This is a genomic window from Ruegeria sp. HKCCD8929, assembly GCF_013031405.1.
Taxonomy (GTDB): Bacteria; Pseudomonadota; Alphaproteobacteria; order Rhodobacterales; family Rhodobacteraceae; genus Ruegeria.
In genome coordinates, this window is sequence record NZ_WPZY01000047.1 from 1 (window position 1) to 21841 (window position 21841).

Here is a 21841-nt window from a genome sequence, read left to right on the forward strand (position 1 = left end):
GCTTTCTAGACCAGCCGTTCAGACAAAGCGCAGCGGATTCAACGAACGAGCCCAACCTGTGAATTCGAGATTTTCGCTGCGAGCGCACGCAGCACGATTTTCGCCGCGTAAGCGAAATCCCTTTTGGAAGCGCTTTGTTCGCCGTGCCCAGGTCAGAACATGTCGGCGCCCAACGATTTCCTTCAATTGGTTGATCAAGCGGATGGCGTCATCGCCATCCAGTGAATTCACACGGTCTTGTTTCGAGTTCTCATAACTAAAGAGTGAATATTCAAAGAACATCGCATAGAAGCCTTTCCGGCGGTCATCAAACGCGCTTTTGAATGAGATCGGCGACCTTTTCACCGATCATCATGCAAGGGGCATTCAGATTGCCTGACGTTACATTGGGCATAATGGATGCATCAGCGACACGTAGCCCTTCCATCCCATTCACCTTCAAGTCAGGCGCGACAACGGCATGTTCGTCGACGCCCATCCGGCACGTGCAACTGGGATGATAAATTGTACCGGCGTTCTGACGCAGATAATCCTCAATTTCCTTGTCCTCGACGCCATTCCAGGACGGTTGGATCGGTCGAATGACAAAGTCGGAAAGCGGTTTGGCTGCAACGATCTCTCGAACGGCCCGAATACCCGACGTCAGGCGCTCAAGATCATCACGGTCCTGGAACAGCTGATGAGCGATCTTTGGACGTTCCGCAGGGTCCGAACTTGCGAGAGAAATTTGCCCACGGCTTTTGGGCCGGCAGACGCTTACAACGGTCGAAAAAGAACTTTCTTCCAGCACCAGTTCGCCTTCTCCGGCTACGAGGTAACCAGCGGGCGTCACGTGCACCTGAATGTCTGGAATATCGTCCGCAAATTTGGAGCGCAAAAATCCAACCAGGTGCGCATCGGGCGTTGTTCCTACGCCTTTACCGCGCAGCAGCCAGTTGGCGCCGTGAATCACCTGTTTCCAAAGCGCCATTTCATCATTGAATGTCGGGATCGACACTTCGAAGGTCATCCCCAAACCTGGGTGATCCTGCAAGTTTCGCCCGACATCACGCTGGTCTGCAACAACAGGAATGCCTAATTGCTTCAGGTCTTCCGCATGTCCGACGCCAGACAGTAAGAGCAGTTGTGGAGACGCAATAGCGCCCGCTGAAACAACAATCTCCCTTCTAACTTTTACGAGCGTTATCTTGCCCCCCCTGGATACTTCCAGTCCCGTCGCCCGTTTTCCGTTGAACAGAATTCGGCGGGCGACAGTTTTCATTGAAACTGCGAGATTTGGACGTTTTGCCACAGGATCCACGAAAGCTTTGGAAGAGCTTCTCCGCCATCCGTTCTTTTGCGTCGCCTGCACATACCCAAACCCATCAATCTGCTTGCCGTTTATGTCGGGGTTGGTGGGATGTCCGGTTGCCCTTGCCGCCTCCAAAAAATGCTCTGCAATTGAGTGAGGATCCTGCAGATCAGAGACGGACAAGTCACCCCCAGAGCCGTGGAACTCTGACGCACCGCGAGAGTTGTTTTCGTGTCGCTTGAAGTAGGGCAGGACGTCGTTCCATCCCCAGCCGGTGTTTCCCAGCTGAGCCCAGCTGTCAAAATCGCTCGGGAAACCTCTGACATAAAGCATCCCGTTGATGGAGCTTGAGCCACCCATCACCTTTCCTCGGGGCCAGACATCCGTTCGACCATTGAGGGTTGGGTCCGGTTCAGTGCGATACATCCAGTCGAACTTCGGATTGCCGATTCCTTTCACATAGGTGGCAGCCGGCATCTGGATAAACACGGATTTGTCTGACCCGCCTGCTTCGAGGAGCAGGACCTTGTTAGAGGGATCAGCCGAAAGGCGGTTAGCCACGACACAACCGGCCGATCCAGCGCCGACGACGATATAATCCCATTCAATTTCGTCGATGCGCATTGTCTGCCCTCAAACCGCTGTAGTGCCGCCATCGAGGCGCAGAGTGCTGCCTGTGGCGTAGTCTGCGTCAGCAGCTAGGAAAAGGACGGCTTTGGCCACTTCCGCGGGTCGGGAAAACCGCTTCAAAGGGACGCGGTCAATGGCGCCCTGGAGAACCTCATCGGTGCCGCCGAGCCACTCGATCTCAGCGCGGAGCATGGGCGTATCAATGGGGCCGGGGCTGACCGAGTTCACCCGCACAGTCGGGGCCATTTCCGCGGCCAGCGCCTGCGTCAGGCCAACAACACCCGCCTTTGATGCGCAGTAGTGAACACACAATCCCATGCCAATATGCGAAAGCTCGGAAGACACATTCACAATGTTTCCGCCACCGCTTCTTTTCATGTGGAGCGCCGCATCCCGGGCCACGATAAAGTTACCCGTTAAGTTCACGTCGATATGCTTGCGAAAGCTCTCGACCGTCATGTCCTCCAACGGGCACAGATCAATCACACCGGCGCAATAGACCATGACATCAAGACCGCCGAGTTTTGCCACTGCATTCGGGACAATTGTTTCACAAGCTGCGTCGTCTGCCACGTCTGTTGGGATAATTGTGACGTCGCCCCCGATTTCAGCGGCCGCCTTTTGCAAGCTTGCTTCGTTGCGAGCGACAATTGCCACCTCAGCACCTTCAGAGGCAAAAAGTTTCGCGGTTTCGAGGCCCAGACCCGAAGATGCGCCAACGATCAGCGCCTTTTTACCCTCTAGCTTCATAACTCGTTTCCCTTTCAGTGGCTGTCTCGTGGCTCGCCTTTTGTGCTCAGGATCTGTTTGTATTCAGTTGCGAAATCAAAGCATCCGCCGGTGGACAGTTGCCCCGCATGATCGCGGTAAATTTGTTGCCAAGGCGTTTGGTGATCGGGCCATTTTGGCAGCGGTTCCTGCCTCCGTACTTCCAACTCGGCTTCATCAACGAGGAGGTCTGCAGTTCGTTTGTTCAGGTCGATGCGAATACGATCGCCGGTTCGCACAAGCGTCAAGCCACCTCCCAACGGAGCCTCCGGCGTAGCGTTCAAAATCGAGGGGCTTGCGGATGTTCCGCTTTGACGACCGTCCCCGATTGTTGGCAGTTCGGTTATGCCTCGCTTGATAAGGTTCGCGGGCGGTTGCATATTGACCACTTCCGCCGATCCGGGAAACCCAATCGGTCCCGCGCCGCGGATAATCAGAATGGACTTCTCAGTTACCCCTAGTTCAGGATCTTCGATGCGCGCGCGATAATCTTCAGGGCCTTCGAATACGACCGCACTGCCTTCAAACGCATTGGAATCGTCCGGATTTGACAGAAAGCGACCGCGGAACGCATCGCTGATCACGGAGGTTTTCATCAAGCCCGTCTCGAATAGAGATCCCGACAGTACGAGAAAACCGGCTCGCGTCATCAGTGGGTCGTCGTATGGGCGGATCGCTATTCCGTTTGCCGATGGCGCGTTTTCCAGGGTCTCTGAAAGCGAGCGTCCGCTGATGGTAAGGACAGAGGTATCCAAATGCCCGTTGCGCGCCAATTCAGACAGCACCGCAGGGACGCCGCCCGCTTCGTGGAATTCTTCTCCGAGATACTGGCCAGCAGGCTGCACGTCCGCGAGAAGAGGCACGTTATACCCGTGATCCTGCCAATCGTTCAGGGAAAGCTCGGCACCGACGTGTCGCGCAATCGCGATCAGGTGGGGAGGGCAGTTCGATGACCCGCCCAATGCTGAAGACAGGGCAATCGCATTCAGGAACGCTGGTCGTGTCATCACTTTGGAAGGGCGCAGATCTTCTCTTACGATTTCCACCGCGCGTTGACCGGTTTCAAACGCCATTTGCGCACGTTCGCGATAGGAGCCTGGAATGGCGGCGCAACCGGGCAGGCTCATTCCCAACCCCTCCGCGAGCGAATTCATGGAAAGCGCAGTGCCCATGGTATTGCAATGACCGACCGAAGGGGAACCTGAAGCGACCAAGCGCATACAACCTTCATAGTCGACTTCGCCGCGCGCCATTCGCTGGCGAGCTTCCCAAATGACGGTGCCGGAACCAACTGGCTTTCCTTCAAACCGTCCGTTGAGCATCGGGCCGCCGGACAGAACGATTGCAGGGAGATCGACGGTTGCTGCTGCCATTAGACAGGCCGGTGTGGTTTTGTCACATCCGGTAGTCAGCACCACTCCATCCAATGGATATCCGTAGAGGACTTCTACCAATCCGAGATATGCAAGATTGCGGTCAAGCGCTGCCGTGGGGCGTTTGCCGCTTTCTTGCAATGGATGAACAGGGAATTCCAGCGGCACGCCACCCGCTTCGCGGATGCCATCCTTGACCCGTTTTGCGAGTTCAATGTGGTGGCGATTGCATGGCACAAGATCACTGCCGGTCTGAGCGATGCCGATGATCGGGCGCCCGGATTGCAATTCTTCGCGCGTCAAACCAAAGTTAAGATACCGCTCCAGATGCAAAGCGGTCATGTCCGGATTGTCCGGATCATCAAACCACAGCTGACTTCGCAGCTTACCAGGAGGAACAGTTTTTCCTGCCATATGCTCAATACACCTTTGCCATAACTCCGCCATCTACGACGATGCTTGTTCCGTTGACGAACGAGGAAAGGTCAGACACGAGGTAGAGAACAGTGTCAGCCATTTCGCGTGGCTCACCAATGCGTTTCATAGGATAATGCGCCGTTGTCTCGGCTTCAGCACTCGCTGGGTCAGGCTGAGCAGCCCAGTACTGCTCGACCATTGAAGTTCTTATGTCCCCGGGGCAAATGCAGTTACAACGAATTCCGGCCTGTGCGTAAGCCTCGGTAACCGCGATGCCACGCGTCAATCCCAGAACACCGTGTTTGCTGACTGAGTAGAGCGGTAGCACTTCGTCAGCTGACATAGACAGAACCGAGGCGCTATTCACAATCGATCCACCACCGGAACGCATCATCCGGGGCAAAATGTGTTTCGCGCCCAGAAACATCGAGCGCAGGTTGACTGCCATCAACCGGTCCCATTCGTCCAGTGTGGTTTCGTGCAGCAGCTTTTCAACCTGAATGGCTGCATTCTGATGAATGAAGTTCAAGCTGCCAAAGGCTTTCTCTGCTTCATCCAACATGCGGATCGTCGCATCCTCATCAGAGACATCAGCTGTAATTGCGATAACATGCAGACCTTCGGATACAAGCGAAGCAGCGGCGGCATTAACTTCGTCAGCCTTGATATCCACCAAGGCCACTGCAGCGCCTTCTTCGGCCAGCCGCCTTGCGGTGGCCAGGCCAAACCCTTGCGCGGCACCGGTGACAATGCCGGATTTCCCATCCAAAAGACCCATAACTTAGTCTTCCTTTCTGGCTTTTGTTCCAAGTCGAGAAATCGCTCTGAAGGCGCGATTGCGGGCAAAGTGATAGCTGATGCTGGCGCCAAGATCACTTTGCATGACCTTGTCAAAGATCGAGGCGTTGCGAACGATATTGGCACTTGCAGCACGTTTACGAACGCGCCCCTCGAGATCGTCAATGACGGTTTGAGCGGCATTGTGGCCCGGCGCACCAATGACGCCTCCGCCCGGGTGGGTGCCCGCGCTGCACAGGTAGAGGCCTTTTACAGGTGTTCGATAGTCGGAAAGTTCCGGCAACGGCCGGTTGTTGAACATATGCTCCATTGTCATGGCAACGTGGAAAATGTTCCCACCTGTAATGCCGTAGGTCCGTTGCAAATCGAGCGGAGTAATTGTGTGGCATCCCAGCACGTGATCGCGCAGGTTGGGCGCAAATTGGAACAGGCACTCCAGAACTTTTTCCTGGAATTCTTCCCGCCGTGAGTCCCAATCCCCTTCTGCCAACTCAAAAGGCAGGTTCTGTACGCCCAGGATCATGGCATGCTTACCCGGTTCTGTCAGACTGTCATCGGTCGCGGACTGAATAATTGCTTCCAACGGGAATTTGTCGGGGAATTCGCCACGAAGCATCGCAGCATAGGCATCCTCAAAGGCTTCCTCGGATCCACCAAGGATTGCGTGACCTTTGTGTTGAGGGCCAAGATCGGCGCTGTCAAAGCCAATGTAGTGTGGCAGTTCGTCGATCAACAAATGCAGGCGCGCCATCGAGCCTCTGGTGTCGATGCCGCTGACTTTCTTTCGGAAATCGCCGGATAGTGCCTTTTCGGGCACCAGCGTTTGAAGCGTGCGCTTCGGATCAGCGTTCGACATGATGGCTTTTGCTTCGAATGTGCGACCGTCTTCCAGGCGCACACCAGTGGCCTTGCCACTACTCACGACAACCTCGGCAACAGGGGTGCCCGTGATGATGTCGACTCCATGGTCCCTGGCGCCTTTTTCAAGAGACGCCGTGATTGATCCCATTCCACCTTTGGGAAACGCCCAACGTCCAAAGGTGCCCTCAAATTCGCCGGAAGCGTGGTAACCGAATAGATATGCAGTCCCCGGAGTGGACGGTCCGCCCCAAATTGAAACGATGCCGAAGAATGTGTAGAAGCCGCGCACCTGCGAGCTAGTAAAGTAGCGGTTTAAAAGATCCCTCGTGGACATGAACATGAACTCGTTCAGCAGATCTTCTTCATTCGCATCTTCGAACAGCTTAATCATTTCTGATCGCGTTGGCGGGTTGTCGAGGGTCCAGTGGTTGGTGAGGTCACCAAAGCGCCGCAGGCGAGAGCCGAACTTCATGAGCCCTTTCGCGTCCTCCGGTGCCATCCGCTCAAGCTGTTTGAGAGTCTTGTCGATGTCATGCCATAGGATCAAATGCTCGCCATCTTCAAACAGTGCAAACCCCTGGGGGTCCGGCGCGTACATTTCCAGACCGTATTTTGAAACCAGTTCGAGTTCGTCGATAACTTTTGGACGAAGGACGGCCTGAATGAAGCTGCAGGACGAGAATTTTGCGCCGGGGAAAAATTCTTCAGTGACGCAAGCGCCCCCCAAAATTTCCCTACGCTCAACGACAAGCACCTTTTTCCCTGATCGGCCAAGGTAATTTGCAGCAACAAGACCATTGTGGCCGCCTCCAATTACTATCACGTCATAGGTATCACTTTGGTGCGTCGTCATTTTGGACCTCTCTCTTCGAGCCTCTGGAAACCTCAGCCAAAGAATCGGAATTCCATAACGTGGTGATATTCCTCGAACGGGTTCAGTCGCGCCTGAGGAACGTGGCTCAGATTGGGCGCATCTGGGAACTTTTGTGTTTCAAAAGTATATCCGGCGAACTGCTGGTAAGGCTTGCCGCCTTTGCCAATCACAGTCTCATCCAGATACCCGCCCGTGTAGAAGTGAACACCAGGCTCAGTCGTCGCCAGTTCAAAACCACGTCCAGTTTTGGGGTCGCAGACATTGAGAACCGGGCGCAAGGCGCCGGGTTCGCCTTTCAGACACCAGTTGTGGTCATAGCCCGCGAATGCTCCGTCTGGCATGCGGCCCGCTCCTGCATTGGGAACTGCACTTATGCGTTCGCCAATCGCTCGCGGTTCACGAAAATCAAAGGGCGTATCCGCGACTTTCAGAACTTCACCTGTGATGATGAGTTCATCATCTACTGGAGTATAGAAGTCGGAGTAGATCTGGAGCTCTTGCCCAAGAACGTCACCACTGTCGTGGCCGGCGAGATTAAAATAGCTGTGGTGCACGATATTGCACAATGTCGGTTTGTCTGTCGTTGCACGAATGTCCATACGCACAACGTTCTCATCGGTCAGCGTGTAAGTCGATGTTACAAGAAGCGATCCGGGAAAGCCCTCTTCGCCATCCTTAGAGATCAGCGTAAAGGACACGCTATTTTCGTCGTTGCTTACCGAAGCTTTCCACAATTTTTTGTCATAACCACTTTTGCCACCATGAAGTGAATTTAGTCCTTCGTTGCAGGCCGCCTGATACTCTTCACCATCCAAAATGAATTTCCCGCGGCGGATGCGGTTTGCGAACCGCCCTACAGTCGCCCCGAAGTAAGTCGGCGTGTCCATGTAGTCCTGAAGCGTGTCGTGGCCCAGCACGACATCCGCTATCTCGCCATTAGGGCAGTGCATATTCATCTGAACCACCGCTGCGCCAAAGTCAGTTAATACGAGAGACGCACCCGCACGATTAGTGATCGTATAGAGATTTGCGTTTGAAGACTCGACTTGTCCCCAGAGTTTTTGCTCAACGGTCATTTTGTTACTCCACAGCGCGGCATTATTGACATTCTCTTATTATACAATATGCTATATCACAACTAAAAAATTGTATAATATGGCATACTAGAAGAAGAACCGGCTTGTGATGAGAGGAGAACACTGTTCTACAATGTAAAATCTCAACGATCATTCGACAGGAGCACTCATGGAAATCGCCACGCTGGCAGGGGCCGAAGAGCCCAGGATTCAGTCACTCGCTCGGGCAGACGCAATCTTAACCGCCGTCATGAACAACGGAGAAGCCACGCCTCTTTCAAAGCTAACTGAAACGCTCGGCTTGAACAAAACTACCGTGTTCAATTTGGCCGAAAGTCTTGTTGTACTGGGGTTTCTCACACGTTCGACCAATCCGAAGGGGTACAAATTGGGCCTCCGATGTCTTGAGCTGGGGCGTCATGTATCCAAGAATCTTCCCATTCTCGAACTTAGTCGACCCGTGCTCCGAGAGCTGTGCCAGTCCACCGGAGAAACTGTGAACCTGGCAATGCCCTATTTTCAGGAAGCGATCCTAGTCGAAGCCTTGCAGAGCCAATTGGGTGTTCGAGCGACAGCCTATGCAGGCGCGCGGTCCTGTTATCACTCTAGCGCGTGTGGAAAGGTTCTTCTGGCCTTCTTCCCTGAAGAAAGGCGTGAGTGGGTCTTCAAGAATGTAGAATTCACTAAGCTCACCCAATTCACAATTACAGATCGGAGCGAGTTGGAGCAGCAGCTGGAGGAAATTCGGGAACAGGGGTTTGCGACCGAGGTGCAAGAAAACGAACTAGGTGCGTCCTGTATAGCAGCCCCAATCTTCGGCCCATTCGAAGAAGTCGTTGCGTCTATTTCCGTAGCTGGTGTGGTTCACCGCATGTCGCCGGAGCGCGTTTCCGAAATTTCTTCAGAGCTAACAGAGCATTGTGCTCGTCTTTCCAAGGAACTCATTGCGAAATGACTTCTTCACCCCCACGCGTCCAAATTCTAAACGCTGACCTGCGTCTATCACTCGGGGAAGGCCCGGTTTGGGAACGTGAGGGTGGCTTGCTCTATTTTGTGGACATTGAACAGGATACCGTCCTTCGGATCCACCTATCGACAGGCGAGGTGGACATGCGAACTGTCCGCAGACCCTCTGCGATTGGCCTTTGTCGGTCCGGAAGGCTGATTATTGCCTGTCAGGTAGGTGTTGTTCTGTTCGACTTCGAAAGCGGAGAAGTCAGCCCGATATGTAACCCGATTGCGCATAATCCTCTCGCGCGCCTGAATGATGGAAAAGTCGCTCCGGACGGCAGTTTCTGGGTTGGTTCTATGCAGAACAATATCGCCGAAGACGGGCAACCCGTCGAGCTCAATTCGAACATTGGTGGTTTGTTTCGGGTCGCATCCGACGGACACGTCAGCGAACTAATGCCCGAAACGTTGGGAATATTCAACACTTTGGCCTGGAGCCCGAACCAGCAAGATTTCCTATTTGCCGACAGTTTGAGCGGGACATTGTTTTCGACTGTTCAAAAGAAAGACGGGACGCTTGGTCCGACAAAGCAATTCAACAACGATTGCCCGTTTGGGGTACCCGACGGATCAGCAATGGATAAAGAGGGTTATCTGTGGAACGCAAGGTGGGGTGGAAGTTGTGTCGTTCGCTTTGATCCCAGTGGAAAAATAGACCGTACAGTCAGCATTCCAGCGACAAACGTTACGAGTTGCTGTTTTGGTGGCCCGGATATGAAGACGCTGTTTGTGACAACGGCTCGGTCAGGGCTAAGCACACAAGCGATCGACGAAAACCCCAACGAAGGGGCTCTCTTTGCGGTGGACTGCGGTGTTCGAGGAATGCCGATACCGGCTTTTCAAGACTGAGCCGCAACCGCGCAACTGCCTTAGCATAAAATCGGAGATGATATGAAACTTGTGCGATTTGGCTCACCGGGCCAGGAAAAACCGGGAATTGTGGACGAAGAGGGAAATATCCGCGATTTGTCGGCGGTGGTCGCTGATATCAGTGGCGATGCGCTTTCTGACACCGCGCTTGAGAAAATTCGGTCTGCGGATGTTTCCAGTCTTCCGGTGGTCGAAGAGGGCGCCCGTCTGGGCGCCTGTGTAGCTGGCATTGGGAAGTTCTTGTGCATTGGGCTGAACTACAGTGATCATGCCAAGGAAGCGAACATGCCGATCCCTGAAGAGCCGATCATGTTCATGAAAGCGACCAGCGCCGTCGTCGGAGCCTATGATGACGTCATCATCCCAAAGGACTCTCAAAAATCTGACTGGGAAGTCGAACTCGGGGTCGTGATTGGTAAAACCGCTCGTCATGTCTCTGAGGCCGACGCCCTGTCCCACGTTGCGGGGTATTGCGTCGTAAACGACCTTTCTGAACGTGAGTTTCAGATCGAACGGGGAGGCCAGTGGGTCAAAGGCAAATCCTGTGACACATTTGGCCCGATTGGCCCATGGCTGGTGACGCGGGATGAGGTCCCGGATCCGCAAGCGCTTTCCATGTGGCTGGAAGTGGACGGTGTTCGGTACCAGAATGGTTCGACCTCGACGATGATCTTTGGAGTTGCAGAACTCATCTCTTATTGCAGCCGGTTTATGACCCTGGAGCCTGGCGATGTCATTTCCACCGGTACGCCTCCGGGGGTCGGCATGGGGCACAAGCCTGATCCGGTATTCCTCAAGGCAGGTCAGAAAATTCGGCTTTCCGTCGAAGGCCTGGGCGAACAGCAACAAAACACCGTCGCTTATAGCTGAATACTCCCATTCGCTATGTCGACGGCTTACCCTACAGCTGACTCTGAGCAGGTTCAGTTGTAGGGACTTGGCATCCCAATCAGGATTGTTTCATTCGCTCACACCAAGTCGGCGTATGCGACAAAAACGAGGCGACCGGTGACAAACCGGCCGCCTATTTTTATTTTGGCGAAGTGATATTAGCCAGCAAGGCGAATTCTCTCGCCGTTATCGGGCTTGAAGAACAAGAGGCGATCTTTTGCCATCGATACAGAGATCGTGTCGAGCTCTTTGATGTCGCCGAGCTCCCGGCGGCTGAAGACAGCGTTCAGACGCCTGTCCCCAACTGCGAGCGAGACGATCGCCCGCGCACCGAGAAGTTCAACAAGCTGTACTTTGGCTTGGAATGACCCCTCTCTCCCAGATTCGACAGGATGAATATCTTCCGGCCGAATACCGGCGACGATATTTCCATCCGGGCAACCGGGGAACAGCGGGTAGTTCTGGCCATCGGCGGTCAGCACCTGATTGGCGGAGTGCCCCTGAATCATGTTCATCCGGGGGCTGCCAATCGCACCAGCGACATAAGAGTTTACCGGATCCGAATAGAGGTTCTCCGGAGAGGCGTTTTGCTCAACGATGCCATGGTTGACTACCAGAATGCGGTCCCCCATCGCCATGGCTTCTTCCTGATCGTGGGTCACCCAAACCGAGGTGACGCCGAGCGACTGTTGAAGTTCGAGGACTTCATGCCGCAGATCAAGGCGCAATTGTGCGTCAAGGTTGGACATCGGTTCGTCGAACAGGAACACGGATGGCTGACGGACGAGCGCGCGCGCAATTGCAACACGTTGCTGTTGCCCGCCCGAGAGTTCAGCCGGCTTGCGATCAAGGAGTTTTTCCAGGCCCGCCCGGCGCGCCACATCTTCCACCCGTTCAGCAATCTCGGCCTTTGGCGTCTTGCGCGCTTTCAGCGGAAATCCGATATTCGCGCGAACTGTCAGGTGAGCGTAGAGCGCGTAATTCTGGAAAACAAAGGCGATATCCCGATGCTTGGGCGCAACGTTTGTGACATCGCGATCACCGATCAGGATGCGACCCGAAGAGATGCTCTCAAGGCCACCGATCGAACGGAGCATGGTGGTCTTGCCTGACCCTGATGGGCCTACGATGACCGCAAACTCCCCATCCGGAATTTCAAAGCTGACGTTTCGAATGGCCTGGAATGTGCCGTAGTTTTTAACGACATTGTCGAAGGTAATTGATGCCATTGTCTTATCCTTTTACTCCGCTGGCGCCAAGGCCTTGAACAAGCCGCTTTTGAATGAAGAACGACAGGAATATGACGGGTGTAACTGTTAGCAGCAGCGCTGCGCTCATCGGGCCAAGCTTAACCCCCTGGAATGTGTTGAAAGCCGATATCGCGACCGGCAAGGTTTGCGAGTCACCCGGGGCCAGGACCAGCGCGTAGAAAAGCTCATTCCAAGACAACATGAACGCCAGGAGGGCAGAAGCTCCAAGCCCGGGCAGCACATTGGGAATAACCACCTGGAAGAAGGTCCTGAAGGGTCCAAGCCCGTCAATTGCGGCCTGTTCTTCGATTTCGCGAGGAACGCCCGCAAAGAAGCCTGTCATGAACCAGGTGATCATAGGCACAACAATTGTCAGATGCGCCGCAATCACGGCAAACAAACTGTCGGAGATGTTGATCTGAAGCGCCAGAGCCAGCAATGGGAAGGCCAGAACCGTGGGCGGAATTATAGTCGGAAACAGGATCGCGAAACGTAGCGCGACGCCTCCTGTTTTGAACCGTGAGATTGAGTAGCCGGCCATCGATCCCACGACCAGACCAATGATTGTGGTAATGCCGCCTACCAGGAAACTACGGTAACTTGCTCCAGGAATGTCTCCTTTGGCGACTTCACGCATGTTTTCCAGAGTTGGGTTGATCGTAAAGCTACCTGGATTGGTCAAATCCATTGGAGTTCTGAAAGCCGCAAAACCGATCCACAGCAATGGCACCAATACAGATGTCACCGCAAAGAGGATAAGCAAGAGACGTCCTGTTTCGGCTATCAATGTGGGCTTTGCGCCCGGCGCGTCCTTTGTGTGTCGTAGACCGCTCATGATTAAGTCTCCTTTGCCTGCCGCAGCATCCAGATGATAGGCACGGCGAGGACCAGCAGGAACACAAAGGCCATCGCGGAGGCTTCCGCCAGTCTGAAGAACCGGATCCCGGTTTGGTACATGATGAACTGCAGACTTTCTGTGGTACCGCCAGGGCCGCCATTTGTGATTACGAAAACGTATTCGAAGAGCTTGGACGACTCGAGCACCCTGATGACCAAAGCAACGATCAACACCGGCGCCAACATCGGGAGCGTCAGCGTTCGAAACGTAAGAAAGAAGGATGCCCCATCCACTCGCGCCGCCTCAAATGGAGACTTCGGCATGCTTTCCAGACCGGACAGCATCAGAAGGACCATGAAGGGCGTCCATTGCCAAACATCGATTAGGACCATGGACCAGAGCGCCATGTTTGGTGAAAAGAAGTCTACTTGCCAGCCAAACACTGCGAGAGCGTTTGGCAGCAACCCTAATTGCTGGTTCAGCAGGAACCGAAAAACCAGACCGACCGCCACCGGTGCAAGGAACATCGGCGTAAACAACAATGCCCTGGTTATGTTGCGCGCAAACTTCTGCTTTTGAAGCGCCAGCGCCAGCACCAGTCCGAGCACCAGTTCAATTAGGACCGCGGCAACAACAAATGTCAGCGTAATTTTTAGCGATTCTGTAAAATCACCATCTGTGAGAACGCGACGATATTGCTCGAACCCAATGAAATCCAGGCTTCGGTTTGTCAGCTTATACTCGGTAAGCGACAGGTAAAACGAAAATCCCAGGGGATAGAGTACGAAGATGCCGAGCAGCAGGATGAGCGGTAGCGCCATCCACCATCTAAATGGAAAGGCATCAACCAACCGCGAGAAGAGACCCTTTCGCTCGCTCGCGTCGGCTAAAGTTTGAGAGGACACTTGGCTCATCACTGCTACTCCGCTGTTTGTGGTCAGCGCGTCGCGCGCTCGGCTGCCTTCTGGGCATCTGCAAGTGCTTCGTCTACAGACTTCAGGCCAGCGACCGCGGCATTGATTTCTACACCAACGGCTTCAATGGCCTCCGCGCAACCTGTGCCGAGGCACATTGGAACGCTGGCAGCGGCCACTTCACTGTAGGTTTGGTAGTATTCTTTCGAAACACCTGCTTCCCAGACTTCTGGATCATTCATGACACTATCACGAACTGGCGCGCCACCTGGAATTGTGCGGGCTTTGTCCTGTTCAGGTGCGGTCAACCACGAAATCCAGGCCCATACGGCATCTTTGTCCGAACCATTGACCGGGATGCTCCATGACCATGTACCACCTGTTCCACGCCCACCGGGAAAGGGGGCCAGCGCGAACATGCCTTCGGTTTCTGTTCCTTCGGCGTTCACAATTGGAACAACCCAGCCATAGGTGGATAGAGCGGAAGCCTGGCCCGAGCTGGCAGCGCGGATTGTCTCATCAAAGCCCCAGTTCAGGCTCGCTTCTGGTGCCGCGTTCTTGCTGACATTAATGTAAGCTTCCAGGGCGGTACGGGCTTCAGGACTATCGATTGTCCAAGTGCCGTCTGCCTGACGGAGCTGGCCACCTGCAGAAAGCAGATAGGCATTCCATTCTTCCATGATGACGAAGCCTTGTTTTTGCTGCAGGGCAAGGCCCGCGACCTCGTCGCTGTGTCGTGCAATCGCGCCCTCGACCAGTTCTTCAAGAGTGTTCGGTGGAGTGTCCCAAAGGTCGGTCCGATAAACGAATCCCGTCGGATAGCTGTAGAAAGGAACACCCAACACACGGTCTTCAACCTGGCCGATCAAGCGGAAAGATTCTGCAAAATCGTCATAGTTGTAGTCTGCACCAAGGCAATTGATGGCTGGGCGGAGGTCTTCTAGGAAGTTCGCTTCATCATATTCCGCGACCCATGATGTATCGACCTGCATGAGGTTTTGAGTGCCCTCGGAACGCTGCAACGATGCAATCTGCCGGTCGCGAATGACGTCGTATGCGGCACCTTCGATCTCAATTGTGATGTTCGGATAGATTTCATTAAAGGCTGGAATCAGCGCTTTGACGAAATCTGTATCAGTAACATCTTCTGCTACTACTTTCACTACGCCAGCTGTGTCTGGCAGTGCTGGACTGTTAAAGCTGCTGCCTTCACAATTAGATGCGTGTGCGATTGACGCCATGCCCAGCAAAGGCAGAGCCATTGTGCAACTCAGCAAAGATGCACGCAGTCCTTTGAGTTTCGGATTAGTAGTTTTCATTGCTTCCTCCCTTTTGAAGCGGTTCAATATAATACAACCTGCTTGCTATAGGTTGTACATTATAAAAGCTCATTTGCCTCGATTTGCTTTCTTGCATTATTCTTATGCCTTTCCCTTCCGATAAAACTCCCGACGCAGCCACGACTTATGCGGCTGTGCCGGGAAGGTCAGGGGAGGTCAGGCGATTTCCACCGCAGCTTCTCTGATTGCCGCAATCGTTTCGTCGAGAACATCATCGGTATGCGTGGAAGAAACAAACCATGCGCCCCGTTCCAGGGCCCGCACGCCGCGTTTCAGCATGGCATGGCACAGTTCTCTGTACCGGGCCTTGTCAAGTGCGGTGAGGTCCCGATAGTCCTGCGGCTTCTCAGTCAGGCCGAGCCCGATATGAATGAAACCCGGGAACCCAGAGATCGAGGCCTGAACACCAGCATCAGCGAACGCTTTGGTGATGCCTTCCTGCAGCTTGTTGCTCTTGTTGGCGAGGTCGTCGTGGAAGCCCGGAGCAGATACGCTTTCCAGAGTTGCTATGGTTGCCGCCATTGAGAGCAACTGAGAATTGTACGTGCCGCCGTGCAGTACGCCGCCGGTGGCGAACAATTCCATAAGATCTTTCGGACCGGTTATTGCAGCAACCTGAAAACCGTTTGCCATTGCCTTCGCAAATGTGGCCAGATGCGGCGTGACGCCAAAGAACTGCTGGGCGCCGCCGGGTGACAGACGGAAACCCGTGATTGTTTCGTCAAAGATCAAAAGAGAGCCGTTTTTCTCGCAAGCTTCTTTTGCGCCTTCGAGATATCCGTCACGTGGTGAAATGGCTCCAGAATTGCACATTGCCGGCTCCATGATCACTGCGGCGATGTCACCTTCGGCCAATCGTGCCTTAAGCAAGTCCAGATCGTTCCAGGGCAAAACAACAAGACCTGATGAAGCAGCCTCTTCCTGGCCTTTGGAAAGCGGTGTCGCATTGGGCGCCTCCCTTGGGCCTGCAGCCTCCAGCGATGGGGCATTCGACCACAGGACGTTGTCAAACCAGCCGTGATAATGGCCTTCGAACTTGATCACTTTGGTACGGCCTGTTGCAGCCCGTGCCAAGCGGAGCACACCCTGAACGGCTTCGGAACCTGAGCCAGAGAAGCGAACGCGTTCTGCCACTGGAGCAATTTCACACAGAAGTTTGGCGGCATCGACTTCAAGTTTGCTTTGCCCACCGAACAAAATCCCATCAGCCATGCTGGCTGCAACTTTCTCGTGAACGGCCTCTGGATTGTGGCCAAGGATCATCGGACCCATCCCGAGATAGTAGTCGATCAGACGATTGCCATCGACGTCATGAAGAATGGGGCCCTCTGCTTTTGTGAACGCCAATGGTCCCGGCAACATACCAAGGCGGAAGTTACTGCTGACCCCACCTGCGAGGTAGCTGGAGGCCTCAGTGATGAAGTTTTCTGATTTTTGGAAAGAAAGAGGGCTCATGTTACAAGTGTTCCATATTGTATAATCCGAAGATATCAATACTATACACTATAGAATATAACAAGCGAAAGATTCAACGTTGTGAAACGCCCATGGTCAGCAATTTCGCTGATGTGGCAACCGAGCGTAGGAATTTGGAGGCAGCGGCCCAGCCGATTTGCACGATAACTTCGCGAAACTTCTCGCCGCACGTCCCTCTGTTATTAGCGATGCTGATGTTCGTCCGGCGCCAAACTTGGTCGAAACAAAGACAGGGATATGTGGTGTACGAAACGAAGAGGCGAAACCTTCTTCGCCTGTGCCGGCAGCGCGTTGAACCCGGGTCGCATGTTTGTCACCCTGGCGGCAAGCTGTACCCGTATGTTCGATGGCACAGGGATCAAGGCATCAACCCTTAAACCAGTGCCTGCACCGCTAACAAAGCCGTCGTACCTTCAACCAGCATGCGGCGACCATCTGACAGCGTAATATCAACTCGCAGCGCTGAAATTGGCCCAGTCAATGCTGCGCGTAAACCTGTGTATCGGAGCGCGATGGTATCTGAACCGCATCCTCAATCTCAATCGGAAGAAAGTCGGTTTCTTTTTCAGCGAACACACATGCTCCGTACTGCAATTCGTGATAGAAGCAGCCATACTTAACTGAAACGGCAGTTTCGTTGCGCTCCCTGTTTGCCGCAGCTGATTGCAGCAAAAGTACAGTTCGGAATTGCTGTCAGCATCCCATTGAATGACCGGCCTGGTGGAAACCACCGCAACGGCGAAAACGGTATGCTGCAAGTGCGAAGGTTTTCTGCGATAGCAACGACCGTATGAGCACAAGTCCGCTTTGTCCGCGTCTTGATCCTTGCCCTCAAAATCTTCGCTGCACAACGAACGAATGGCAGGTATCCCTGCCGCCGCGCGGCGTTGTGAATCGAGCAGATGCGGCGATTTTCGTAAGCTATGCCCATGTCCCCGGTCGACATAGTATCGCCAAGGATCAACCAGGCATCGGTACCATAAGCCCTCACCAGACGCCTCGCCCAGAAGTCATCCAGAAAAGGATAGTTTTCGCGCACCTTCTGGATAAGAGTTGCAACGCCATCCACCGGAAAATCACCCCCCGGAAGGCTTACGCTGGCGGTCCAGTCCGGACCTGCCTTGGGGAAAAACGGAGTGATCTTGGCAAGGGCGGAATCGGCGAGTTTGCGGTAGGTGGTTATTTTACCGCCAAAAACGTTCAACAAAGGCGCGGCTCCGCCATCCTGATTTACTTTCAGAACATAATCCCGCGTCGCCGCAGTCGCGGAACTGGCACCATCATCATAAAGCGGTCGCACCCCGGAATAGCTCCAGACGACATCGTCCTTGGTGACAGGCTGCTTGAAATATTTCGACGCAAAGGCTCGCAGATAGTCGGATTCGGCCTCGCTGCATTCTGGTTTTTTTGATGCGTCTACATGATCTGAATCTGTCGTACCGATCAAAGTGAAATCTGTCTCATACGTGGCTAGCCCGATCCGATGCCTTCGATCTTTGGAACGACTTCACACTCGAAATGAGCGCCTGATGGGCGCGGGCCAGGCGGCATTCGGGCGGATACAAACAAGTTGGCAATGCCTGTTCAGTCATTCCAGGAATCGTGAACGATCAGCGCCATCAGTTGGGTCGCCGACATGACGTTAAGCTTGCGATAGGCCCGTTGACGCAATGTTCTCACGGTTGATTCAGCGATACCCAGATAAGCTGCCGTTGCTGCAATAGTCATTCCGGCAGCAAGACAGTCGCAGACCTCGGCTTCGCGGATTGACAGCTCGGAGAACCGCATGACCTGTCTCTCGCGTAAGCTGGATGCTTTCGCACCCGATTCGAACTGAAAGGTATTTGCGCCAATAAGGCGATGCCTTAGTCCAATGAGTTCATGAACTAAGGGTAAAAGATCACATAATCTGCTGAATTGTCTGTCTGTCAGCCAACCCTCCGCTTTGTCGCGAAGGAAGAAACTTTGGTATCCAGCCCGCTTGCCTCGTGAAGCAACAGTAACCCGTTCGCAAACGTTGAATTGTTCGAACATCTGTTTGATCGGATCCCGATTCCCGGGATGCCAGCGTTCAATCTTGACACCGACGGTCGGAGCCGAGCGAACATCGTCTAGCACGGGATTATGGAGGTTTGGGTCGCGGGCTATTGTCTCCCCATTTTGACGTAACCAATAGTCACCAATTTGGCCGGACCAGACCGATTGAACGGGCTTCGGGTGTGATAAGTCGGGAAAATAGATAACACTCAAATTTCTGAAAATTGCTGTACTTGAAACATAGTCGAGAATTGCCTCACCAAAGTCATCACGAGGTACTGCGTCTACGAGAGCTGCGTACCCTGTTAGACTCCGATTCTCGTGGCGAAACTTGGGATTCATCAAGGCTAGGGACAATCACAGGGTTGATCGAATAATCAACTGGAAAAGGATGATTAGATGCGGGGGAGTGCGGGTCATCTGTTCCATTATCATTTCTTTGAACTTTCGATCGCTGAACCTGAGTTTCTTAGTCCATCCACTCCTTGGCCGGATCACCTACTCATCTTGGGCCCGATTATTAGGAACCAGGCCATCAAGTCTCTCTGCTGACACTTATGATCTTGCCGTCTTCAAAGAATAACTTCCGGTCTTCGGTCGGATACCCCCAAAGGGCAGCGACTTGAATTTTCTGACTTTCCAGATCAATGATCAAAGAAGCGACATCTCCGATGCAGTGCTCATAGCATACAACGAACATCAGGCCGGGACGGATTTCGCGGTATCGGTAAGGGATGTTGTCGTTGCGGTTTGAAATCCGCTCGGCCCGGTCTACGGCCCAGTAGCAAGTAGTTCCATTGTGAAATCTGATGACAAGGCGTAGCCCGTCTGAACAGATGCAGTCGATTGTCATGCCATCCACGCGATCCGCAAAGCCCTCTCGGCTCACAGCGCCTATTGCATGTTGCATTTCCCGACCTCTTGACTTCGTCATCGAGAGAAACTGCCAGGGCAGTGAGCCTGTCGATTTGCAACAACAGTCTTCGTTCGCTGCAATATTCTCGATTTCTTCAATTGATCTTTGCAATCAACTCTGTGTTACTCTGTAGTTCTAATGGATGACAAATTCGCCCGAGAACACCGACATCTTACCGGGCCGGCTGCACTTGTGGCGGCAGCGTCAAAAGACAACTTTGGAGCTTCAGTTCTGGACTATGTCTCGAGAACTGCTTCCGTCAAGAATTTTGGTGCCTACTATTTTCCCGATCTTAATCACCCAAAGCCTGTTCTTTCTATCTGGTCAGGCCGGATCGGCGACTATTGGATGCGCCGCCACGGGTCTCAAATGGTTAGTCGCCCGGAACTCTTTAGCCCAATTCTCGCGCACGTCAGCTCAGCACCAGAAAACGGCGTCAGTATCGAACGTTGGCATCCGTCTGAGGACAATCCAAGGAAACCGATGTATGACCAAATGGCAATTCTCGAGAGAGTCACAGTCGCCTCTCGTACTGGTCGTTTCGGGCATCAGAGTTTTTTTCTTCGCGATGCGCGTGACGGCTGGTTCACCGACTGCGAATTCACTGGGTTGTGTGACATTCTGCCCTTTGTTCATAAACTGATCGGGCTCAGGCATCACGTCACTGGTTCTGAAGAATTTCAGTTTGCAGCAGGACCGAACGTGTCGCGTTTGCGAGAGCGAGGTGCCATGCATTTCTCCAAGTTGTCCCGTCGAGAGGCAGAGGTCTGCGACTATCTTATTAGCGGGATCACAGTTGCCGGAACGGCATTGGAACTTGGCATCACCGAGGCAACAGTTAGAACGTTGCGACAGCGTTCCTATCGTAAGCTCAACGTAAATTCCGCGGCCCAACTGATGGCACTGATTGTTCATGATTTAAAGGGTGAGTGATCAGGGCGCTCATCGACGCTGATCACACTGCGCGCAAGGGCACGCCTGATCGCATCAAGACGGGACATGCCTTGCCCCATCAGAACTTCAACCTGCCGTAACTTCGAGACAATCTCTTCGGGCTTCGGTCTCTTGTTTGCCATTCGTGGTCCTCCGTTTCCTAAACATAACGGTGGTCCAGTTCAGTTGGGGAGGCTCAGATTGGCTGTACCAAAATGAAGCTGCTAAACCAACTTCGCCGCGAGAAGACAAGCCTCCCTTCTTCAACCGGAATGCCGTCCATAGATGAGTGATATTCTACTCTGTTTTTTGTGGTTCCGGTATTATACATGTTAATTGCGACACAACTCACAACAAAGAGAAATACGAGGTAGAGAGTGAGTGCTCCGGGGGACAAACTCAACGTCGACGTTGTCGGAACCTCTGTTAACTACCTGTTGCGCCGTACGTCTCAGCGTTTCAAAGACGCCATCGTCCCTGTGTTGAAGCAAAACGGGTTGTCTTCCTTGGAATTGACAACCATGAGCCTGATTCAAACCAATGACACCTGCATCCTGCGGACTCTGGCGGATGCGGTTGGTGTTGAACCACCGGCGATGAACCGCATTGTCAACAGTCTCGAAGACAAGCAGTTGGCATCCAGGCACAAATCCTCCAAGGATTCCCGTTACACGTTTTTCAAGCTTACCGAAGCCGGGCTTGAATGCCTGAAATACACTTCCGCCGCGGTGGATCAAGCAGAACGTGACCTTCTTGGATCGTTGACAGAGTGTGAGCGACAAAAACTCCTCTTGTACCTTCAAAGGTTCCTTTAATCCGCTCCGACTTCTGCCCGAACCTACATTTATCTTAGTGAGTTGCAAAACTGAGACCAAAGACTGTCTGACGCCAGCGCCTACCGGACAAATTCAAGGGTTTGAGCTGCGGATGATTACTTGTTCATCGAGGCCAATATGGAGCGAAGATCAACAAAAAGTCCGGCCTATCGAATGACGCCACCGACAAGCTGGTCAGGGGCATCAAGCGCAAGACGCGCAAGGCAATACTCGGTCGAGAAGAAGATCAGGATTGTCCTGCCTGGCTTTGCGGGGCGGGGAAAGCCATTCAATGTAATCATTGCGCCGACCCCACTGTGATTTAGGCTTTTGCCCTTTTCGGCTTCCACCGCTTGGCAAGTTTCGTGACTTGGAAGCGAAGCTCGTCCACTGGCGGGACTGTGTTTCAGGGATCGGACGCTCAAAGTACTCTCAGCGTTTTCTGCGACGCGAGCGACGGTC

20 protein-coding genes and 1 pseudogene are annotated in these 21841 nt (G+C 53.5%); 5 read left to right on the forward strand and 16 right to left on the reverse strand.

Translation table 11 applies throughout. The annotated features are described in order from the left end of the window. Positions 1–18: 18 nt before the first annotated feature. The 7 genes from GOX53_RS26280 to GOX53_RS26310 are packed head-to-tail and all read right to left on the reverse strand — an operon-like array spanning position 19 to position 8088. Positions 19–282, reverse strand: coding sequence for a hypothetical protein (locus GOX53_RS26280; RefSeq protein WP_171181672.1), 264 nt, complete (start codon positions 280–282; stop codon positions 19–21). Between the two features lie 25 nt (positions 283–307). After that, the gene (locus GOX53_RS26285) at positions 308–1915 is read right to left on the reverse strand and encodes a GMC family oxidoreductase (RefSeq protein WP_171181674.1); all 1608 of its coding nucleotides are present in this window, start codon (positions 1913–1915) and stop codon (positions 308–310) included. Between the two features lie 9 nt (positions 1916–1924). Next, positions 1925–2671, reverse strand: a complete 747-nt coding sequence (locus tag GOX53_RS26290; protein WP_171181676.1) for an SDR family NAD(P)-dependent oxidoreductase — start codon at positions 2669–2671, stop codon at positions 1925–1927. A gap of 14 nt (positions 2672–2685) precedes the next feature. Then, positions 2686–4476: an IlvD/Edd family dehydratase gene (locus tag GOX53_RS26295; protein WP_217351947.1), complete on the reverse strand. Its 1791-nt coding sequence runs from the start codon at positions 4474–4476 to the stop codon at positions 2686–2688. Positions 4477–4480: 4 nt separating this feature from the next. After that, positions 4481–5257, reverse strand: coding sequence for an SDR family NAD(P)-dependent oxidoreductase (locus GOX53_RS26300; RefSeq protein WP_171181679.1), 777 nt, complete (start codon positions 5255–5257; stop codon positions 4481–4483). Between the two features lie 3 nt (positions 5258–5260). After that, a complete protein-coding gene (locus tag GOX53_RS26305) occupies positions 5261–6991 on the reverse strand; it encodes an NAD(P)/FAD-dependent oxidoreductase (protein WP_171181681.1) in 1731 nt (576 codons plus the stop codon). Between the two features lie 32 nt (positions 6992–7023). Continuing rightward, positions 7024–8088 carry an aldose epimerase family protein gene (locus tag GOX53_RS26310; protein ID WP_171181683.1) on the reverse strand — a complete coding sequence of 355 codons (1065 nt, stop codon included), beginning with the start codon at positions 8086–8088 and terminating at the stop codon, positions 7024–7026. 169 nt (positions 8089–8257) lie between these two features. Here GOX53_RS26310 and GOX53_RS26315 point away from each other — a divergent pair, with 169 nt between their 5' ends. From GOX53_RS26315 to GOX53_RS26325, 3 genes are read left to right on the forward strand one after another with little or no spacing between them, the layout of a single operon-like run. Beyond that, on the forward strand, positions 8258–9043 hold the full coding sequence (locus tag GOX53_RS26315; protein ID WP_171181685.1) for an IclR family transcriptional regulator: 786 nt from the start codon (positions 8258–8260) through the stop codon (positions 9041–9043). Beyond that, the gene (locus GOX53_RS26320) at positions 9040–9948 is read left to right on the forward strand and encodes an SMP-30/gluconolactonase/LRE family protein (RefSeq protein WP_256415910.1); all 909 of its coding nucleotides are present in this window, start codon (positions 9040–9042) and stop codon (positions 9946–9948) included. The genes GOX53_RS26315 and GOX53_RS26320 overlap by 4 nt, the downstream gene beginning before the upstream one ends. A 42-nt stretch (positions 9949–9990) precedes the next feature. Further along, positions 9991–10839, forward strand: coding sequence for a fumarylacetoacetate hydrolase family protein (locus GOX53_RS26325; protein ID WP_171181689.1), 849 nt, complete (start codon positions 9991–9993; stop codon positions 10837–10839). Positions 10840–11018: 179 nt separating this feature from the next. Here the strand turns inward: GOX53_RS26325 and GOX53_RS26330 are convergent, their stop codons facing one another. From GOX53_RS26330 to GOX53_RS26365, 8 genes and pseudogenes are all read right to left on the reverse strand, one after another. Continuing rightward, positions 11019–12089, reverse strand: coding sequence for an ABC transporter ATP-binding protein (locus GOX53_RS26330; protein ID WP_171181691.1), 1071 nt, complete (start codon positions 12087–12089; stop codon positions 11019–11021). A 4-nt stretch (positions 12090–12093) separates the two neighbouring features. Next, positions 12094–12945: a carbohydrate ABC transporter permease gene (locus tag GOX53_RS26335; RefSeq protein WP_171181693.1), complete on the reverse strand. Its 852-nt coding sequence runs from the start codon at positions 12943–12945 to the stop codon at positions 12094–12096. Between the two features lie 2 nt (positions 12946–12947). Next, positions 12948–13862 carry a carbohydrate ABC transporter permease gene (locus GOX53_RS26340; RefSeq protein WP_217351948.1) on the reverse strand — a complete coding sequence of 305 codons (915 nt, stop codon included), beginning with the start codon at positions 13860–13862 and terminating at the stop codon, positions 12948–12950. 23 nt (positions 13863–13885) lie between these two features. Continuing rightward, the gene (locus tag GOX53_RS26345) at positions 13886–15181 is read right to left on the reverse strand and encodes an ABC transporter substrate-binding protein (RefSeq protein ID WP_171181695.1); all 1296 of its coding nucleotides are present in this window, start codon (positions 15179–15181) and stop codon (positions 13886–13888) included. Between the two features lie 177 nt (positions 15182–15358). Beyond that, positions 15359–16657 carry an aspartate aminotransferase family protein gene (locus GOX53_RS26350; RefSeq protein WP_171181697.1) on the reverse strand — a complete coding sequence of 433 codons (1299 nt, stop codon included), beginning with the start codon at positions 16655–16657 and terminating at the stop codon, positions 15359–15361. 946 nt (positions 16658–17603) lie between these two features. Next, positions 17604–18161 (reverse strand): annotated as a pseudogene (locus GOX53_RS26355) (FAD-dependent oxidoreductase); the annotation flags it as partial. Between the two features lie 101 nt (positions 18162–18262). Further along, positions 18263–19057 carry a LuxR family transcriptional regulator gene (locus GOX53_RS26360; RefSeq protein WP_254446805.1) on the reverse strand — a complete coding sequence of 265 codons (795 nt, stop codon included), beginning with the start codon at positions 19055–19057 and terminating at the stop codon, positions 18263–18265. A gap of 193 nt (positions 19058–19250) precedes the next feature. Then, positions 19251–19625 carry a hypothetical protein gene (locus GOX53_RS26365; protein WP_171181701.1) on the reverse strand — a complete coding sequence of 125 codons (375 nt, stop codon included), beginning with the start codon at positions 19623–19625 and terminating at the stop codon, positions 19251–19253. Positions 19626–19769: 144 nt separating this feature from the next. Between GOX53_RS26365 and GOX53_RS26370 the strand changes: the two genes are divergently transcribed. Both GOX53_RS26370 and GOX53_RS26375 read left to right on the forward strand, forming a co-directional pair. After that, positions 19770–20564, forward strand: a complete 795-nt coding sequence (locus GOX53_RS26370) for a helix-turn-helix transcriptional regulator (protein ID WP_171181703.1) — start codon at positions 19770–19772, stop codon at positions 20562–20564. A gap of 377 nt (positions 20565–20941) precedes the next feature. Further along, positions 20942–21379, forward strand: coding sequence for a MarR family winged helix-turn-helix transcriptional regulator (locus GOX53_RS26375; protein WP_171181706.1), 438 nt, complete (start codon positions 20942–20944; stop codon positions 21377–21379). Positions 21380–21546: 167 nt separating this feature from the next. On the opposite strand, the gene GOX53_RS29620 is transcribed toward GOX53_RS26375, so the two are convergent. Beyond that, positions 21547–21841: hypothetical protein (locus tag GOX53_RS29620; RefSeq protein WP_217351949.1), on the reverse strand; the 295-nt coding region annotated here is incomplete at its 5' end.

Bases quoted from the DNA above. Each gene is read 5' to 3' on its own strand.
- GOX53_RS26340 (WP_217351948.1), bottom strand. From the start codon at position 13,862: ATGAGCCAAGTGTCCTCTCAAACTTTAGCCGACGCGAGCGAGCGAAAG.
- GOX53_RS26280 (WP_171181672.1), bottom strand. From the start codon at position 282: ATGTTCTTTGAATATTCACTCTTTAGTTATGAGAACTCGAAACAAGAC.
- GOX53_RS26300 (WP_171181679.1), bottom strand. From the start codon at position 5,257: ATGGGTCTTTTGGATGGGAAATCCGGCATTGTCACCGGTGCCGCGCAA.
- GOX53_RS26365 (WP_171181701.1), bottom strand. From the start codon at position 19,625: ATGCAACATGCAATAGGCGCTGTGAGCCGAGAGGGCTTTGCGGATCGC.
- GOX53_RS26335 (WP_171181693.1), bottom strand. From the start codon at position 12,945: ATGAGCGGTCTACGACACACAAAGGACGCGCCGGGCGCAAAGCCCACA.
- GOX53_RS26285 (WP_171181674.1), bottom strand. From the start codon at position 1,915: ATGCGCATCGACGAAATTGAATGGGATTATATCGTCGTCGGCGCTGGA.
- GOX53_RS26370 (WP_171181703.1), top strand. From the start codon at position 19,770: ATGGATGACAAATTCGCCCGAGAACACCGACATCTTACCGGGCCGGCT.
- GOX53_RS26305 (WP_171181681.1), bottom strand. From the start codon at position 6,991: ATGACGACGCACCAAAGTGATACCTATGACGTGATAGTAATTGGAGGC.
- GOX53_RS26290 (WP_171181676.1), bottom strand. From the start codon at position 2,671: ATGAAGCTAGAGGGTAAAAAGGCGCTGATCGTTGGCGCATCTTCGGGT.
- GOX53_RS26315 (WP_171181685.1), top strand. From the start codon at position 8,258: ATGGAAATCGCCACGCTGGCAGGGGCCGAAGAGCCCAGGATTCAGTCA.
- GOX53_RS26350 (WP_171181697.1), bottom strand. From the start codon at position 16,657: ATGAGCCCTCTTTCTTTCCAAAAATCAGAAAACTTCATCACTGAGGCC.
- GOX53_RS26360 (WP_254446805.1), bottom strand. From the start codon at position 19,057: ATGAATCCCAAGTTTCGCCACGAGAATCGGAGTCTAACAGGGTACGCA.
- GOX53_RS26330 (WP_171181691.1), bottom strand. From the start codon at position 12,089: ATGGCATCAATTACCTTCGACAATGTCGTTAAAAACTACGGCACATTC.
- GOX53_RS26310 (WP_171181683.1), bottom strand. From the start codon at position 8,088: ATGACCGTTGAGCAAAAACTCTGGGGACAAGTCGAGTCTTCAAACGCA.
- GOX53_RS26325 (WP_171181689.1), top strand. From the start codon at position 9,991: ATGAAACTTGTGCGATTTGGCTCACCGGGCCAGGAAAAACCGGGAATT.
- GOX53_RS26320 (WP_256415910.1), top strand. From the start codon at position 9,040: ATGACTTCTTCACCCCCACGCGTCCAAATTCTAAACGCTGACCTGCGT.
- GOX53_RS26295 (WP_217351947.1), bottom strand. From the start codon at position 4,476: ATGGCAGGAAAAACTGTTCCTCCTGGTAAGCTGCGAAGTCAGCTGTGG.
- GOX53_RS26345 (WP_171181695.1), bottom strand. From the start codon at position 15,181: ATGAAAACTACTAATCCGAAACTCAAAGGACTGCGTGCATCTTTGCTG.